Here is a 16899-nt window from a genome sequence, read left to right as displayed (position 1 = left end):
TCGTCCGCGCCACCCCTGCGGACACCTCTGCGAAGGACGAACCCTCATGCGCGCCACCGTCATCCACGGCCCCAACGACATCAGGATCGAACAGGTGCCGGACCCGGTCGTGCAGCAGCCGACCGACGTCGTGGTGCGGGTGGTGAACGCCTGCATCTGCGGCAGCGACCTGTGGGCGTACCGCGGTGTCGCCTCGCGGGTGGCCGGGCAGCGGATCGGGCACGAGTTCCTCGGTGTGGTCGAGGAGGCCGGCGCCGAGGTCCGCGGCTTCCGCCCGGGCGACCTGGTGGTGGCGCCGTTCGTCTGGTCCGACGGCACCTGCGACTTCTGTCGCGAGGGCCTGCAGACCTCCTGCCCGCACGGCGGTTTCTGGGGCGAGGTCGGTTCGGACGGCGGGCAGGGCGAGGCGGTGCGGGTGCCGTTCGCGGACGGCACCCTGGTGAAGCTGCCCAAGGAGGCGCTGGGCGACGAGAAGCTGCTGCCGGGTCTGCTGGCGCTGTCGGACGTGATGGCGACCGGTCACCACGCGGCGGTGTCGGCGCGGGTCCGGGAGGGTTCCACGGTCGCGGTGGTCGGGGACGGCGCGGTCGGTCTGTGCGGGGTGCTGGCCGCGCACCGGCTGGGGGCCGGGCGGATCATCGCGCTGGGCCGGCACACGGCCCGGACCGACCTGGCCCGCCGGTTCGGCGCGACCGACGTGGTCGCCGAGCGCGGCGAGGCGGCGATCGAGGCGGTGCGCGAGCTGACCGGCGGGCAGGGCGCGCACGCGGTGCTGGAGGCGGTCGGCACCGAGGAGTCGATGCGCACCGCGGTGTCGATCACCCGGGACGGCGGCGCGGTCGGTTACGTGGGTGTGCCGCACGGCGGCAGTGCGGGCGTCGACATCGGTCAGATGTTCGGCCGAAACGTTTCGCTGAACGGCGGCGTCGCGCCGGCCCGCGCCTACATCCCCGAGCTGCTCCCCGACGTCCTGTCCGGTGCCATCGAGCCGGGCCTGGTCTTCGACCGCACGGTCGACCTGGACGGCGTTCCGGACGGCTACCGGGCGATGACCGACCGCTCCGCGCTGAAGGTGCGGATCACGTTCTGACCCGGGGCCCTCGACGGGCCTGTGACGAAGTAGTCCTGACGGATGATCGGGGCGGCGCCGAAATGACCGGTGTCGCCCCTTTCGTTTGCCCGGATACGGTGGTTTTCGGCCAATCGGTTAGTGCAGAGGGGTGAACGTCTGGCTGGTCACGGTCAAACCCTTTCGGCTTACGCGCCACCCTCCTAGCATTGCGCGGCGCGCATCCGGACTGTGACGCCGCTCACGTCCGATCGTTCCACTGGTGCGACCACTACGCCGAACGAGTGAGGAGTCAGAGTGGAATCGCCGCCGATCGACACCACCGCCACCGAAACCCAACTCATCGAGGAGAGCGCGGAGTTCCGCGCCCTACGGTCCTCGTTCCGGAGCTTCGCGTTCCCGGTCACCATCGGATTCGTGCTCTGGTACCTGCTCTACGTCCTGCTCTCCAGCTACGCCCCGGGCCTGATGGGCACCCGGGTCGTCGGGCACATCAACGTCGCCCTCGTCCTCGGGCTGCTCCAGTTCCTCACCACGTTCGCCATCGCGGCCTGGTACGCGCGCTACGCCGCCCGGAGGCTCGACCCGCCCGCGGCCGTCATCCGCGAGGCGCGCGGCGCCGTCGTCCACGCCCCCCGGGAGGCCGCCGAATGAACCTGCTCGCCACATCAGCCACCGACCACCGCGGCCTCACGATGACCCTGTTCGGGATCTTCGTGCTCGCCACCCTCGGCATCACCGTCTGGGCCGGCCGCCAGACCAAGGACGCCGCCGACTTCTACGCCGGCGGCCGGGGCTTCTCCGGCTTCCAGAACGGCCTCGCCATCTCCGGCGACTACATGTCCGCGGCCTCGTTCCTCGGCATCGCCGGAGCCATCGCGTTGTTCGGCTACGACGGCTTCCTGTACTCGATCGGCTTCCTGGTCGCCTGGCTGGTCGCCCTGCTGCTGGTCGCCGAGCCGCTGCGCAACTCCGGCCGCTACACCATGGCCGACGTGCTGGCCTTCCGGATGCGCCAGCGCCCGGTGCGCACCGCCGCCGGCATCTCCACCATCGTGGTGTCGATCTTCTACCTGCTGGCCCAGATGGTCGGCGCGGGCAGTCTGGTCGCCCTGCTCCTCGGGGTCAGCGGTGACGGCGCCAAGCGCTGGACCATCGTCGCGGTCGGCGCGCTGATGGTCCTCTACGTCGCCATAGGGGGCATGAAGGGCACCACCTGGGTGCAGATCGTCAAGGCCGTGCTGCTGATCGCCGGCACCGCGCTGATGACCTTCCTGGTGCTGGCCAAGTACCACTTCAACATCTCCAGCCTGCTCGGCGCCGCCGCCGACGCCAGCGGCAAGGCCAACGCCTTCCTGGAGCCGGGGCTGAAGTACGGCGCCACCGGCACCAGCAAGCTCGACTTCCTCAGCCTCGGCCTCGCGCTGGTACTGGGCACCGCCGGCCTGCCGCACATCCTGGTCCGCTTCTACACCGTGCCCACCGCCAAGGCGGCCCGGAAGTCCGTGCTCTGGGCGATCGGGATCATCGGCGGCTTCTACCTGATGACCCTCGCGCTCGGCTTCGGCGCCGCCGCGCTGGTCGGCCCGAAGACCATCAAGGCCTCCAACGCGGCGGGCAACACCGCCGCCCCGCTGCTCGCCGAGAACCTGGGCGGCGGCGCGGGCACCACCGGCGGCGCCGTGCTGCTCGCGGTGATCTCCGCGGTCGCCTTCGCCACCATCCTCGCCGTGGTCGCCGGGCTCACCCTCGCCTCCTCGGCCTCCTTCGCCCACGACCTCTACGCCAACGTCATCCGGCGCGGCAAGGTCTCCGAGCGCCAGGAGGTGTACGTGGCCAAGTGGGCCGCCGCCGGGATCGGCGCGGTGGCGATCGCGCTCAGCCTGTTCGCCGACAAGCTCAACACCGCCGCCCTGGTCGCCCTGGCCTTCGCGGTCGCCGCCTCGGCGAACCTGCCCACCCTGCTGTTCTCGCTCTTCTGGAAGCGGTTCAACACGGTCGGCGCGGTCAGTTCCGTGTACGCCGGACTGGTCACCTCGGTGGTGCTGGTGCTCTTCTCGCCGGTGGTCTCGGGCGGGAAGAACTCGCTCTTCCCGCACTCCGACTTCCACTGGTTCCCGCTGGAGAACCCCGGCCTGGTCTCGATCCCGGTCGGCTTCCTCGCGGGCTGGCTCGGCACCGTGCTCTCCCGTGAGCAGGCCGACCCGGCGAAGTACGCTGAACTGGAGGTCCGCTCGCTGACCGGGCTGGGCGCCCACTGACGAACAGGTGGTGACTAAGCTGGCCCGGCCCCGCCGTGACGGTGGCCGGGCCGGCCGCCCACCAGGCGGCACCTCTACTCGGGAAGGGACCGCCGTGCTGCTCGACACCTTCGGCCGCCGCGCCGTCGACCTGCGGGTCTCCCTGACCGACCGGTGCAATCTGCGCTGCACCTACTGCATGCCGGAGCAGGGCCTCCAGTGGCTGGCCAAGCCCGAACTGCTCACCGACGAGGAGATCGTCCGGCTGGTGACGATCGCGGTGCGCGACCTCGGCGTCCAGGAGGTCCGCTTCACCGGCGGCGAGCCGCTGCTGCGCCCCGGACTGGTCGGCATCGTCCAGGCCTGCGCCGCCCTCGAACCGCGCCCCGAGCTCTCGCTCACCACCAACGGCATCGGCCTCGCCCGCACCGCGACGGCGCTGCGCGCGGCGGGCCTGGACCGGGTCAACGTCTCGCTCGACACCCTCGACCCGGACACCTTCCACACCCTCACCCGGCGCCACCGTCACCAGGACGTCCTGGACGGCCTGGCCGCCGCCGAGGCCGCCGGGCTCACCCCGGTCAAGCTCAACGCGGTGCTGATGCGCGGGGTCAACGAGGACGAGGCGCCCGCGCTGCTCGCCTGGTGCCTGGAGCGCGGCTACGAGCTGCGGTTCATCGAGCAGATGCCGCTGGACGCCCAGCACGGCTGGGACCGCTCCTCGATGATCACCGCCGAGGAGATCCTGGAGCGGCTGTCCGCCCGCTTCGACCTCACCCCCGAACCGTCCTCGGCCCGGGGCGCGGCCCCCGCCGAACGCTGGCTGGTGGACGGCGGGCCGGGCCGGGTCGGGGTGATCGCCTCGGTGACCCGTCCGTTCTGCCGCGCCTGCGACCGCACCCGGCTCACCGCCGACGGCCAGATCCGCGACTGCCTCTTCGCCACCGGCGAGACCGATCTGCGCGCCGCCCTGCGCTCCGGCGCCGACGACGGCGAACTGGCCGCCCGCTGGCGTACGGCGATGTGGGGCAAGAAGGCCGGCGCCGGGATCGACAGCCCGGAGTTCCACCAGCCCGACCGCCCGATGTCGGCGATCGGCGGCTGAAGCCCGTTCCGAAGGGCCGGGTCAGGCTCTTGCGCGGGGCCCCGGAGGCTCGGTCCGCGTCGGGGCTCAGCCCGCGTCGGGGGTCCACCCGGCGAAGGGGAGGACCTCCTTGAGGAAACCGCGGACACCCAGGAACTGGGAGAGGTGCTCGCGGTGCTCGTCGCAGGCGAGCCAGGTCTTGCGGCGGTCCGGGGTGTGCAGCTTGGGGTTGTTCCAGACCAGGACCCAGACGGCGTCCGCGCGGCAGCCCTTGGCGGAGCAGATCGGGCTCTGCGGCTGAGGGGCGTCGGGGAGCAGCATCGGAGTCGTCCTCGGGGCGGTCGGCGGCGGATCGGCACGTGATCGGCGGGGGATGGTCACCGCCAGTCTGTCACGCTCCGGAGCCGTTCCTCCCGGGAGGAGGGCGGGGGAGCCGGACCGGGAGAACACATGGCGACGCCGGGCAGCCACGGGGGGAGCCGCCCGGCGTCGGTCCGTCGCTCCGACGGGGGATGCGGAGCGCGTACGCAGTATGTCACGGTAGGGACCGGGTATGGGGAGGTCTTGCATGATTAATCTGAGGTTCTTTTGAGCTTTCCGCTCAGGCAAACGAGGGAAAGCCGGGCAAAGCGGGCGCTCAGCTCTGATTCTGTGAAGGATCGGTGGGCACACGGCCCGCCCCGTCGGCACCGTGAGTCACATTCGCCCCTCGTCCACCGGTGCCCCCGGGGCCCAGCATCAGCGGCGTCTCCGGCGGTACGTCGAAGGTGGACGGCAGGCCCGGCGCGCGCTCCCGGCCGGCGTTGGCGAGCAGCACCGCGAAGTACGGCAGCAGCACCCCGCCCGCCAGTGCCGCGAGCGCCAGCCACCGCTGCACGTCCCACAGCACCACGGCGAGCAGGACGCAGACCGTCCGCAGCAGCATCGACGCCACGTAGCGGCGCTGGCGGCCCCGGACGTCCTCGGTGAGGCTGCTGCGGGCCCCCGTGATCCGGTGGACCTGTCCGGCCCCGGTGCTCTTGCCCATGTCCCTACCGCCCTCGTCCACGCACCCGCGCGCCTCGCCGCACGGCCACCTCACGGTACGCCCGGAGGGGCCGGGCGACGAGACCGGGTCGGCGGACACGCCTCAAAGAGGCCGGGAGAGGTACTCCGGCGGCACCGCGTCCGTCAGCCAGACCCCGTTGTCGCTCACCCGGAACTCGTGGCCCGCGGCGGCCATCGCGGCCGCGTCCACCACCAGCACCACCGGGCGGCCGTGCCGGGAGCCCACCCGGGTCGCGGTCGCGGAGTCCGCGGACAGGTGGACGTCCTGCCGGGCCATCGGACGCAGGCCCTCCCGGAGGATCACCCCCAGGCTCCGGGTCGCCGTGCCGTGGAACAGCACCGGCGGGGGTTCGGCGGCGGCCAGACCGAGGTCGACCGCCACCGTGTGCCCCTGGCTGGCCCGGATCGAGAGGCCGTCCGGCGAGTAGGCGAAGCGGCGCTTGTTGTTCGTCGCCACCACGTGGTCCAGCTCCGCCCTGCTCAGCCGGGTGCCCCCGGCCGCCAGCGCGGCGAGCAGGACGTCCACCCGCACCCAGCCGGCCGGGTCCAGGGTGATCCCGGCCCGCTCCGGCTCGTGCCGCAGGATCCGCGACAGCGTCTTGCTCGTCCTGACCGTGCGCTTCTCGTCCATCACCGTCGTCCCCCCTTCCGGGCCGCCCGGCTACGAGGCCTGGCTGACCGAACTCATGTTGAATCCCGTGACCCGGACCGGCGGCATCGCCGTCCGGGTGAACCAGTCGCTCCACTCGCGCGGCAGGCAGCGCTCGGTCCGGCCCACCTCGGTGATCCGGCCGAGCAGGTCCACCGGCGACTCGTTGAAGCGGAAGTTGTTGACCGCCCCGACCACCTCGCCGTTCTCCACCAGGTAGACGCCGTCCCGGGTCAGCCCGGTCAGCAGCAGCGTCGCCGGGTCCACCTCGCGGATGTACCAGAGGCAGGTGAGCAGCAGGCCGCGCTCGGTGCGGGCGATCATCTCCTCCAGGGTCGGCGCGGACTCCTGGCCGGCCGCCTCCAGGACGAGGTTGTCGACCGCGGGGCGCGCCGGCAGGCCGCCCAGCGCGGCCGAGCGGCGGCTGGTGACCAGCGAGGCCAGCTCGCCGTCCCGGATCCAGTCGGTGGCGGTCAGCGGCAGGCCGTTGTCGAACACCGAGGTCTCGTCCTCGCTGGCGTGCGCCAGCACGAACGGCGGGCACTCCAGGCCCGGTTCGGCCGGGTCGGAGCGCAGGGTCAGCGGCAGTGCGGTCAGCTTGTCGCCGATCCGGGTGCCGCCGCCGGGCCGGGAGAACACCGTCCGGCCCTCGACGGCGTCCCGGCCGCCGGAGGACCAGTACAGGTGGACCATGAGGTCGGCGACGGCCGACGGCGGCAGCAGCGTCTCGTACCGGCCGGCCGGCAGGTCGATCCGCCGGGCGCCCCAGCCGAGCCGCCGGGTCGCCTCGGCGTGCAGGGCCGCGACGTCCACGTCGGAGAAGTCCCGGGTGGCGGCGCCGACCCAGGCCGAGCCGGACAGGTCGGCGGTCTTGGCGTTCAGCTCGACCATGCCGGTCGGCTGGTCGTGCCGCAGCCGCAGACCGGTGGAGGTGCCCAGGTAGCTGGTGACCGTCTCGTGCCGGGCGAAGCCGTACAGCAGCTCGCCCCGTTCGGCCGCGGCGGCGAAGGCCCGGCCGAGGGCGGGCGCGAACCGGGCGAACACCTCGATCGAGGTCTCCGCCGGCGGAGCGGTGAAGTCCGGCGAGGGCGTCTGCTCGGCGGCGGTGACCAGCGGCCGGGCGTCCTCGGCGGGCCCGGCCGCGCGGGCGGCCTCCTCGGCGGCCAGGACCAGCGCGGCCACCTCCTCCGGGACGACGGCCTCGCGGGAGACCGCGCCGGAGGCGGTGCCCTCGGCGCCGTCCACGGTGGCGATCACGGTGAGCCGCCGGCCCCGGGTGACGCCGTTGGTGGTGAGGGCGTTGCCGGCCCAGCGCAGGTTGGCGGTCGACTCCTCGTCGGCGATCACCACGCAGCCGTCGGCGCGGGAGAGGCCGAGCGCGAGCTCGACGAGTTCGTGGGGCTGCGTCGCGGCCATCAGTGACCCGCCTCCTGCTGGGTGTTGAGCACATTGACGTTGCGGAACAGCGCCGACGGGCAGCCGTGGCTGACCGCGGCGACCTGGCCGGGCTGCGCCTTGCCGCAGTTGAAGGCGCCGCCCAGGACGTAGGTCTGCGGGCCGCCGACCGCCGTCATCGAGCCCCAGAAGTCGGTGGTGGTCGCCTGGTAGGCGAAGTCCTTCACCTGGCCCGCGAGTTCGCCGTTGCGGATGGCGTAGGCGCGCTGCCCGGTGAACTGGAAGTTGTACCTCTGCATGTCGATCGACCACGAACGGTCGCCGACGATGTACAGGCCGTTCTCGACGTCCGCGAACAGGCCCTCGGTGGACGGGCCGTCGGCGGCCGGCTGCAGCGAGACGTTCGCCATCCGCTGCACCGGGACGTGCGCGGGGGAGTCGGCGAACGCGCAGCCGTTGGACCGGCCGAGGCCCTTGAGCCCGGCCATCGCCCGGTCGAGCTGGTAGCCGACCAGCACCCCGTCCTTCACCAGGTCCCAGGACTGCGCGGCCACCCCCTCGTCGTCGTAGCCGATGGTGGACAGGCCGTGCTCGGCGGTGCGGTCACCGGTGACGTGCATCAGCTCGGAGCCGTAGCGCAGCGAGCCGAGCTTGTCGTAGGTGGCGAAGGAGGTGCCGGCGTAGGCGGCCTCGTAGCCGAGCGCGCGGTCCAGCTCGGTGGCGTGGCCGATCGACTCGTGGATGGTCAGCCACAGGTTGGACGGGTCGATCACCAGGTCGTAGCGGCCCGCCTCGACGCTCGGCGCCCGCATCTTCTCGGCCAGCAGGACGGGCAGCTCGGAGAGTTCGGCGTCCCAGTCCCAGGCGGTGCCGGTGCCCGTGCCGGTGAGGTACTCGAAGCCGCGGCCCACCGGCGGGGCGAGGGTGCGCATCGACTCGAAGGCGCCGGTGCGACCGTCCACCGAGGTGGCCTCCAGCTCCGGGTGCAGCCGGATCCGCTGCTGGGTGGTGACGGTGCCGGCGGTGTCCGCGTAGAACTTGTTCTCCTGCACGGTCAGCAGGGTCGCCTGGACGTGGGAGACGCCCTCGGCGGCCAGCAGCCGGGAGCTCCACCCGGCGAGCAGCGCCGTCTTCTCGGCGTCCGGCACCTCGAAGGGGTTCACGTCGTACGCGGACACCCAGGTGACGTCACGGTGCACCGGCTCCGCGGCCAGTTCGACCCGCTCCTCCGACCCCGCGGCCCGGCTGATCCCGCCGGAGAGCCGGGCCACCGCGACGGCCTGCTCGGCCACCCGGGCCGCCGCGTCCGGGGTGAGGTCCACCCCGGCGGCGAACCCCCAGGCGCCGTCCAGCAGCACCCGGACGGCGAAGCCGAGCTGGACGCTGTCGGAGGTGCCGGCCGGGCGGGCGTCGCGCAGCCGCCAGGAGGCGCTGCGCACCCGCTCCAGGCGGAAGTCGGCGTGGTCGGCGCCGAGTTCACGCGCCCGGGTGAGAGCGGCGTCGGCCAGCGCGCGCAGCGGCAGGCCGAGGAAGAGCGGGTCGACGGTACGCCGGGCGGCGCCGCCGGGGGCCGGGGGCGTGCTGGTCGGGGGCAGCGGAGGCAATCGGGCTCCCTGGTCGGGGGGACGGTGGTGCAGGACCCCCGGGTGAACGGGGGTACCCGCACGGCATCATGACCCGTCGCAGGGGTTTCGGCCAGCGCATTCCTTCCGGCGCGGCTCCCTCGGCGCGGCCCCCGCCCGGAATCGCTCTGACCCGCCCTGACCTGCTCGGCTCCCTCGGCGCGGCCCCCGCCCTGACCCGCCCTGACCTGCGCGGCTCCCTCGGCACGGCCCCCGCCCTGACCTGCCCTGACCTGCGCGGCTCAGGCGACGCCCTCCCACCAGCCGTCCGGCTCCGGCGGGTTGTCGACGTCGACCCGCTCGCCCGGACGCGGCACCGCCAGCGGCACGCCCTGGTCCTTGGCCGCCACCAGCAGGCGCTCGATCGGCTCGGCCCACGGGTGCAGGCCCAGGTTGAAGGTGCACCAGTGCACCGGGACGAGCAGCCCGGCGTCCAGCTCGCGGTGGGCGAGCACGGCGTCCTCCGGCGTCATGTGGATGTCGGCCCACGCCGGGTCGTACGCGCCGACCTGCACCAGTGCGGCGTCGAACGGGCCGTGCTGGGCGCCGATCCGCGCGTAGCCCTCGAAGTAGCCGGAGTCGCCGGTGTAGTAGACCCGGCGGTTGGGGCCGGCGATCACCCAGGAGCCCCACAGCGTGGTGTTGCGGGTCAGGCCCCGGCCGGAGAAGTGGTGGGCGGAGGTCAGGGTGACCGTGAGCTCGCCCAGCGTGCAGGTCTCGTTCCAGTCCAGCTCGATGATCCGGTGCTCGGGCACGCCCCAGCGGCGCAGGTGGGCGCCGATGCCGAGCGGCACCGCGAACGGCGCGGACTGGCTGCGCACCAGCCGCCGGACGGTCGCCATGTCCAGGTGGTCGTAGTGGTCGTGCGAGATCAGCACCGCGTCCACCTGCGGCAGCTCCTCCAGCTCCACCGGCACCGGGTGCAGCCGGCGCGGGCCGACCTGCGCGGAGGGGGAGCACCGCTCGCTCCAGATCGGGTCGAGCAGCACCCGCGTGCCCTCGATCTCGACCAGCGCCGAGGCGTGCCCGTACCAGGTGACCGCCACGCCCTCGGCGGCCGGCCCGGCGCCCTCGGCCGGGCGGACGGTGGGCACCGGGTGGCTGGGGGTGCGGCCGTCGCGCTGGAACAGCGCCCGGCGCACCGTCTCCACGTCGATGCCCGCCTGCGCGGCCGGCCGGGCCAGCTCGGAGGGCGCGTTGTGGAAGACGCCGTCCCGGTACTGGGGGGAGTTGCGCAGCCGCTCCTCCCGCTCGCCGTCCGGCCGCCGGCCGAACGCCGCCGGCAGGTCGCGCAGCGCCCAGGCGACCGCCCCCGCGCCGACCGCCAGTGCGGCCAGGGCCGCCAGTCGTCCGCGCCGGTGGGTCGTCCCGGCCTGTGCCTCGCTCATTCCGCGCTCCGCATCGTCGTCGCCGGGGCCCGTGTCCGGCCGTGGGCCCGGGTCGGCCCCGGTGCGGCGGCCCCGGCTCGTGCCGCACCAGGGGGCACAACGGGCGTGCCCCGCTGCCGGGTTCCCGGACGTGCGGCTCAGTGGACACGACAATACGGCCCCGCCACGTGGGGCGATGGCGGGAAATCCGCCCCGGGCCGGATTGTCGGATACCGACAGTTCCGCCGGTGCTGCGCTGTGGGAGCCCGATTCGTCGCCGCGCCGGGCCGACCGATAGCGTCGCACCGCGTACATCGTTTCGACGTGCGCGGACATCACGGAGTGGTACGCGGACACACGGCGTGCGCACACAACGGAGAGAGGTGGATCGTTGAGCCGCTCGGTTCTCGTCACCGGAGGCAACCGGGGCATCGGCCTCGCGATCGCCCTGGCCTTCGCCGAGGCGGGCGACAGGGTCGCCATCACCAGCCGCTCGGGTGAGGTCCCCGAGGTGCTGGCCAAGTACGACGTGCTCGCGGTTCGCTGCGACATCACCGACAGCGCCCAGGTGGACGCCGCGCTGACCGAGATCGAGGCCGCGCACGGCGGTGCCGTCGAGGTGCTGGTCGCCAACGCCGGCATCACCAACGACACCCTGCTGCTGCGGATGTCCGAGGAGGCCTTCACCTCCGTCCTGGACACCAACCTCACCGGCACCTTCCGCGTGGTGAAGCGCGCGTCCAAGCTGATGATGCGCGCCCGCAAGGGCCGGATCGTGCTGATCTCCTCGGTCGTCGGCCTCTCCGGCTCCCCGGGCCAGGCCAACTACGCCGCGTCCAAGGCCGGCCTGGTCGGCTTCGCCCGTTCGCTGGCGCGCGAGCTGGGCCCGCGCAACATCACCGTCAACGTGGTCGCCCCCGGCTTCGTGGACACCGACATGACCGCGGTGCTCACCGACGAGCGCCGCGCGGAGATCGTCGCCGGCGTGCCGCTCGGCCGTTACGCGGCGCCCGCCGAGGTCGCTTCCACCGTGCGGTTCCTCGGTTCGGACGAGGCCGCGTACATCACCGGAGCCGTCATTCCCGTGGACGGCGGATTGGGCATGGGTCACTGAGTCATGAGCGGAATTCTTGAGGGCAAGCGCATCCTGATCACGGGTGTGCTGATGGAGTCCTCCATCGCCTTCCACACCGCCAAGCTGGCCCAGGAGCAGGGCGCCGAGGTCATCCTCACCGCCTTCCCGCGGCCGAGCCTGACCGAGCGCATCGCCAAGAAGCTGCCGAACCCGGTCAAGGTGCTGGAGCTGGACGTGTCCAGCGAGGAGCAGCTGGCCGGCATCGCCGACCAGGTGCGCGAGCACCTGCCGACCCTGGACGGCATCGTCCACTCGATCGGCTTCGCCCCGCAGGACGCCCTGGGCGGCAACTTCCTGAACACGCCGTGGGAGTCCGTGGCCACCGCCATGCACGTCTCGGCGTACTCGCTGAAGTCGCTCACCACGGCGCTGCTGCCGCTGATGCAGGACGGCGGCGCGGTCGTCGGCCTCACCTTCGACGCCCAGTACGCCTGGCCGCAGTACGACTGGATGGGCCCGGCGAAGGCCGCCCTGGAGTCGACCAACCGCTACCTGGCGCGTTACCTGGGCGAGCGGAACATCCGCTGCAACCTGGTCTCGGCCGGTCCGATCGGCTCGATGGCCGCCAAGTCCATCCCGGGCTTCCCGGACCTCGCCGCCACCTGGGACAACCGCTCCCCGCTGAAGTGGGACCTGAGCGACCCGGAGCCGGCCGGCCGCGGCGTCGTCGCCCTGCTGTCGGACTGGTTCCCGAAGACCACCGGCGAGATCGTCCACGTCGACGGCGGCCTGCACGCCATCGGCGCCTGACGCCTCCGGTACGCACGAACGCCGCTGCCCGGCACCCCCTCGTGGGAGGGGGTGCCGGGCAGCGGCGTTTTTTTCGGGGCGGTGCTACTTGGGTGCGATCGGCTCGCAGCCGCGCTGCGCGGCCACGGCGTTCACCCAGGAGGTGAACAGCTGAGTGCTGAAGGCCGAGGGGCCGGGAGTGACGAGGTCGGACCGCCCGGACAGGTGGAAGAGGAGGTCGTCGTTGCCGCACTGCGCGTGCACGGCACCGTCCGAGCCCGCGCCGCGCCAACCGGTCGGCAGGGGTGAGTCGAGGTTCTTCCGCCTGGCGACGAAGGTCGGATAGCGGGTGTCGGCGGTGACGGTGAAGCGGAGCGCCGGCTCGGACATGATCTGGCTGTAGACCCAGCAGGACTGCAGTGGCGCCGTCGGATCGCTGACCCGCTGGGCGAGTTCCGGCAGATTCCGGCCGGTCCCGACGCCCGGCAGGCCGCAGAGCTGCCCGTCGGTCGCCGGAGTGACAGCCGGGCCGGGCGCGGTGAGGTGCATGTCCGGTACGTCGGCGGGGCCGCAGCCTGACGACTTGGCGAGGGCCGAACCGAAGTCGGCGGCGAGCCGCGCGAGGGCGGCGCGGGCCTCCCGGTCCGGCGTCTCCTTGGACGGCTGGTCCTGCCACATGAGGTCGTGCTTGCCGCGATGGCGCACGTCCGCACCGAGGATGTCGGCGGTCCGGTCCGGGAAGGCGTCCGTACTGCCGGGGGCCTTCCGGCAGCCTGCCGGGAGCACCAGCCAGCCGGTGTCGTTGCCGAACGCGCCGAGCGGCCCCCGGTCCGGCTGCGACATCGCGGGATCGACGGGACTGCGGTCGTCGGCGCGTTGGACACCGTGGGTCTGGAGGGTGAGGTCGGCGCCGCCCCTGACCCGGATCACGCAACGGCCTTCCGGGTCGGTGCGGTCCTTCGGCAGGCGGCTCTGCACGACCTCGATCCTGCCGCTGCCCAGGACCTGCTGGACGTCCTTGGCCGCGACGGCGCCGTCGCAGAGCCGGCCCGGGAGGAACAGGTTGGTCCAGCGCCAGATCGCGAAGCCGCCCGCGCCGAGGGCGAGGACCAGAACGCCCGTGACGACGGCCCGGCTGCGTCGGGAGATGGTCATTTCTGGCCGTTCCGTCCGAGGGCGCTCATGGCGTTCGCATGACCGGTGGTGTGGCCGGTGCCCAGTTCCTGCGAGACCACGCTGGTCGTCTTCGGGTCCGCGTGGTGCGCGTCGCCCCAGCCTGCCGCCATGGCCTTGCCCTGGGTGAGCGCGGCGTAGTGGGCATCGGCCGACTTGGAGTTGCCCGCGTTCTGGGCGTCCTCCTTGATGTTGTCGGTCCACTCGGAGATGCCGAGATCGACGAGGCCGCCCGCGATGTCACCGACCTCTGGGATGAACCCGGTCACGCTGCCGTTCACCGTGGAGGCGAACTCGCCCGTCTTCTCGGCCCACTCCATCCGGTCGTCCTTCTCGTCCAGGATGACGGAGGTCCGGATCGCGTCGTAGGCACCGAGTGCCGTGCCGACCTGTCGGGCCGGGATGTCCCGGTCCTCCGGGGCGTGCTGAGGATCGGGCGGGAGGACGGCCAGGGCGTCGGCGGCCTTGGCCCGCTCGGCGGCGTACAGCGTGGCGTAGGCCTCCGGGTCGTCGGCGACGCCGCGCATCACCCGGACGATGTGGTCGGAGCTGCCGCCGAGGTGGCCCTCGCCGTTCTTCTCCCAGGCGCCGTTGTGCTGAATGTTGCTGACGTCTTCGCTGAGGATCAGGTGCGTGTCGTCCACGTAGTCCGACAACGCGTTGGCCAGCGGCATCTTCAGGTCGTCGTGGATCTCGCTGCCCTTGCCGTCCCCGTCCAGCGCGTCGATCGCCCCCTGCATCACCCGGGCCTGGGCCGGGGTGTGGGGGCCGCCGGTGTGGGTGCCGTCGCCGGGGACGTCGCCGGTGGCGGCGGCCTCCAGGGCGGCGGCGAGGCCCGCCTGGTGGGTGTCCTTGTCGGTGATCGGTGCGCCGTACAGGGTGTTGGTGTACGTGGTGGGCCACTCGCGGTCGCGCAGCAGGTACTTGAGGCGGTCCTCGGCGCCGGGCGACTTCGGGTCCAGGAACATGGTGGCGGCGTCCGGGTTCTGGCCCATCAGCTTGAGCACGCCGTCCACGGGGTCGTACACCAGGTCCGGCCGCGGGCCGTTGAACTGGTGGGCGGACCAGCGGTTCTTGTCCTTGCGCTCGGCGTCGACGATGTCGGTGCCGAGGTCGTTCAGGAACTCCTTGCCGTACCCGGCGTTGCCGTGCTGGAGCAGCGTGGCGAGGGTCTGGTAGCCGTAGATCGGTTCGCTCTTGCCGCCGAAGTTGCGGGCGTTGAGGTTCTTGACGCCGGCTTCCTGGAGGCCCTTGCGGAAGTCCTGGTAGAACTTCGTGTTCGGGTCCCTGGTGGCGCCGGCGATGGTGTTGGCGAGGTTGGTCTGCAGCTCGCCGTACTCGCCCTTGAGCTTGCCGCCGCGGTCGTTGAGCCGGACCTCGAGCTCGTCGGCGAGCAGCAGGGTGCCCTCGGGGCCGAGCGCGTTCAGCAGGGTCTGGCCGTAGACGGGGCTGCCGGAGTTCGCCTTCATCAGGTTGTTGAGCTCGGCGAGTTCCTCGGGGCTGAGGGTCTTGCCGTCCTTGAGCCGGGCGGCGAGTTCGGCGGCGCGCCGGCCGTCGGCCTCGTCGCCGCCGCCGACCGCCTGGCCGTTGAACTGGTCCAGCGGGTCGCCGACCTTGGCGGCGCGGCGCAGTTGGAGGGCGGCCCGCTGGTCGGCGGCGGTCGCCTCCTCCAGGAAGACCGTGATCTTCCTGGACCACTGGCCGGCGGCCTCGTGCCGGGACTGCTGGTAGTCCGGGTCGTGGTGGTAGTAGTCGCGCTCCTCCTTGGAGAGGGCGCCGACGTCGAACAGGACGTTCCCGGTGCCGGTCACCTTCATGCCGTCGGCCTGGGCGTCGGTGACGGTCTGCTTGAGCTTCTTCTGCGCCGACTCGAAGTCGCCCTGGGCGTCCTTGATGATCGAGGCGACGGCCTTGGCCTCGGTCTGCGCGTCGACGCTCTGCTGCCGGGTCGTGCTGATGTGCAGGTTGGCCGCGGAGGCGGTGGAGCCGAACCACAGGTTCTGGCCGCCGGTGACCGGGAGCACCTCGGTCTCCAGCCGCTGCTGGACGCCCTGGTACTTGCGGGCCATCTCGGTCCAGTCGGCGACGGCCCTGGCCATCGCGGACGGGTCCGCCTTCATGACGTCCTCGAAACCGAGCAGGCTCATCCGCCCGCACCGTTCCCGGCGAACGGCGTGCCGTTCCCGCCGAACGACGAGGCGATGCCGTGCTCGACGTTCAGGTAGTTGGTGTGGGTCTGCCGCATCATGCCGGCTTCCTGGTTCAGCCGGCCGTTGAGCTGCGACACCTGCTCGTGCCACTCCTTGACCGCGCCGCGCAGGGCGGCGGCGGTGTCCCAGCCGCTCAGCTTGCCGGCGGCGGCCTCGGTCGACTCGTCGGCGGTCTTCCCGGCCGCGGTGCTGTCGGTCGCGATGCCGTCGAGCGCGGTGGCCGCCTTGTCCAGCGCGCCGGTCGACACCTTGGTGGGCCCCCCGCCCGGTCCCTGGCCCAGCTTCAGGTCCGGATCCGCCATCACTTCTCCCCGTTGTGGTCCACATCCGGCCGGAGACCGGCCGTTCGCGAATTTTCACGGGACGTTAGCACGCCAAAAGCGGGCTCCCGCAAGGCGCGTGCCCGCGCCGGAGCGCTCGCGGGCGCTCCGGCGCGGGCACGCGGACCGGCCCCCGGTCAGCCCTCCTGGTCGCAGGCGCCGATGGCGCGCCCGGCTTCGTGCGAGGCGCGCTGGGCGTCGCGGGCGCGGATGGCGTCGATGATGTCGTCGTGGCCGAGGTAGCGCTCGGGGACGATCTCGGGGCCGACGTCGTGGCGCAGCAGGGCCCGGGTGACCTCGCCGAGGTCGGCGTAGAGGGCGGAGAGCACGTCGTTGTGGGCGGCGGCGACCACGGTCTGGTGGAAGGCGGCGTCGGCCTGGACGAAGTCCTCGGCGTTGCCGGAGTGCCAGGCGTCCTCGCGGCGGGCGAGGGCGGAGTCCATGAGGTCGAGGTCGCGGTCGGTGCGGCGGGCGGCGGCGAGGCCGGCGGCGGCGGTCTCCAGGGTGGTGCGCAGCTCGGCGACCTGGGCCCGGTCGGCGTCGGCGAAGCGGCGGTGCATCACTCCGGCGAGTTCGCTGGCGGCGAGGACGTAGGTGCCGGAGCCCTGGCGGATGTCGAGCAGTCCGTTGTGGGCGAGGGCGCGGACGGCCTCGCGGACCGTGTTCCTGGCCACACCGAGCTGTTCGACCAGGGCCGCCTCGGTGGGGATGCGCGAGCCGACGGGCCACTCCCCGGAGGTGATCTGCGCACGCAGCTGGGCGATCACCTGGTCGGACAGCGGGGTGCGCCTCGGCGAGGACAGCGCCACGGGGGACTCCTTGGGTCGGGTGGGTCGGGCCATCATGCCAATTCGAGGAT

General features: G+C 72.7%; 16 protein-coding genes. 6 read left to right on the top strand and 10 right to left on the bottom strand.

The annotated features are described in order from the left end of the window. Window positions 1-46 precede the first annotated feature (46 nt). The 4 genes from ACIPYS_RS13280 to moaA all read left to right on the top strand — a co-directional run bounded on the left by ACIPYS_RS13280 (window position 47) and on the right by moaA (window position 4414). Entirely contained in the window at window positions 47-1090 is a 1044-nt protein-coding gene (locus ACIPYS_RS13280) for a zinc-dependent alcohol dehydrogenase family protein (protein WP_093859985.1), read from the top strand. 276 nt (window positions 1091-1366) lie between these two features. Next, window positions 1367-1723, top strand: a complete 357-nt coding sequence (locus ACIPYS_RS13275) for a DUF485 domain-containing protein (RefSeq protein ID WP_093859984.1) — start codon at window positions 1367-1369, stop codon at window positions 1721-1723. Then, on the top strand, window positions 1720-3330 hold the full coding sequence (locus ACIPYS_RS13270; protein WP_093859983.1) for a cation acetate symporter: 1611 nt from the start codon (window positions 1720-1722) through the stop codon (window positions 3328-3330). The genes ACIPYS_RS13275 and ACIPYS_RS13270 overlap by 4 nt, the downstream gene beginning before the upstream one ends. 94 nt (window positions 3331-3424) lie before the next feature. Beyond that, window positions 3425-4414, top strand: a complete 990-nt coding sequence (gene moaA / locus ACIPYS_RS13265) for a GTP 3',8-cyclase MoaA (protein WP_400745904.1) — start codon at window positions 3425-3427, stop codon at window positions 4412-4414. A gap of 66 nt (window positions 4415-4480) precedes the next feature. Here moaA and ACIPYS_RS13260 read toward each other — a convergent pair whose 3' ends face one another. The 6 genes from ACIPYS_RS13260 to ACIPYS_RS13235 all read right to left on the bottom strand — a co-directional run bounded on the left by ACIPYS_RS13260 (window position 4481) and on the right by ACIPYS_RS13235 (window position 10494). Then, window positions 4481-4714 carry a hypothetical protein gene (locus ACIPYS_RS13260; protein WP_093859982.1) on the bottom strand — a complete coding sequence of 78 codons (234 nt, stop codon included), beginning with the start codon at window positions 4712-4714 and terminating at the stop codon, window positions 4481-4483. Between the two features lie 316 nt (window positions 4715-5030). Beyond that, a complete protein-coding gene (locus ACIPYS_RS13255) occupies window positions 5031-5420 on the bottom strand; it encodes a DUF3099 domain-containing protein (protein ID WP_093859981.1) in 390 nt (129 codons plus the stop codon). A 102-nt stretch (window positions 5421-5522) separates the two neighbouring features. After that, complete coding sequence (locus tag ACIPYS_RS13250; RefSeq protein ID WP_400745900.1) at window positions 5523-6071, bottom strand: RNA 2'-phosphotransferase; 549 nt, start codon at window positions 6069-6071, stop codon at window positions 5523-5525. Window positions 6072-6101: 30 nt separating this feature from the next. Continuing rightward, complete coding sequence (locus ACIPYS_RS13245; protein WP_400745897.1) at window positions 6102-7505, bottom strand: metallopeptidase TldD-related protein; 1404 nt, start codon at window positions 7503-7505, stop codon at window positions 6102-6104. Next, window positions 7505-9079 (bottom strand): TldD/PmbA family protein, encoded by a 1575-nt coding sequence (locus tag ACIPYS_RS13240; RefSeq protein ID WP_093864810.1) that lies wholly within the window; start codon window positions 9077-9079, stop codon window positions 7505-7507. The genes ACIPYS_RS13245 and ACIPYS_RS13240 overlap by 1 nt, the downstream gene beginning before the upstream one ends. 269 nt (window positions 9080-9348) lie before the next feature. Next, entirely contained in the window at window positions 9349-10494 is a 1146-nt protein-coding gene (locus ACIPYS_RS13235) for an MBL fold metallo-hydrolase (protein ID WP_093859978.1), read from the bottom strand. 370 nt (window positions 10495-10864) lie between these two features. Between ACIPYS_RS13235 and fabG the strand changes: the two genes are divergently transcribed. Continuing rightward, complete coding sequence (gene fabG, locus ACIPYS_RS13230; protein ID WP_093859977.1) at window positions 10865-11587, top strand: 3-oxoacyl-[acyl-carrier-protein] reductase; 723 nt, start codon at window positions 10865-10867, stop codon at window positions 11585-11587. Between the two features lie 3 nt (window positions 11588-11590). Next, entirely contained in the window at window positions 11591-12358 is a 768-nt protein-coding gene (fabI, locus tag ACIPYS_RS13225) for an enoyl-ACP reductase FabI (RefSeq protein ID WP_093859976.1), read from the top strand. Between the two features lie 84 nt (window positions 12359-12442). Here the strand turns inward: fabI and ACIPYS_RS13220 are convergent, their stop codons facing one another. The 4 genes from ACIPYS_RS13220 to ACIPYS_RS13205 all read right to left on the bottom strand — a co-directional run bounded on the left by ACIPYS_RS13220 (window position 12443) and on the right by ACIPYS_RS13205 (window position 16849). Continuing rightward, window positions 12443-13492 (bottom strand): hypothetical protein, encoded by a 1050-nt coding sequence (locus ACIPYS_RS13220; protein WP_400745895.1) that lies wholly within the window; start codon window positions 13490-13492, stop codon window positions 12443-12445. Then, window positions 13489-15657 (bottom strand): DUF6571 family protein, encoded by a 2169-nt coding sequence (locus tag ACIPYS_RS13215; protein ID WP_400745893.1) that lies wholly within the window; start codon window positions 15655-15657, stop codon window positions 13489-13491. The genes ACIPYS_RS13220 and ACIPYS_RS13215 overlap by 4 nt, the downstream gene beginning before the upstream one ends. Next, entirely contained in the window at window positions 15654-16022 is a 369-nt protein-coding gene (locus ACIPYS_RS13210) for a WXG100 family type VII secretion target (protein ID WP_051743051.1), read from the bottom strand. The genes ACIPYS_RS13215 and ACIPYS_RS13210 overlap by 4 nt, the downstream gene beginning before the upstream one ends. 155 nt (window positions 16023-16177) lie before the next feature. Next, window positions 16178-16849, bottom strand: a complete 672-nt coding sequence (locus ACIPYS_RS13205) for a FadR/GntR family transcriptional regulator (RefSeq protein ID WP_093859973.1) — start codon at window positions 16847-16849, stop codon at window positions 16178-16180. Window positions 16850-16899: the final 50 nt, after the last annotated feature.

Source organism: Kitasatospora sp. NPDC089913 (assembly GCF_044748625.1).
Classification (GTDB): Bacteria; Actinomycetota; Actinomycetes; order Streptomycetales; family Streptomycetaceae; genus Kitasatospora.
This window is presented reverse-complemented; position numbering and strand designations above follow the sequence as displayed.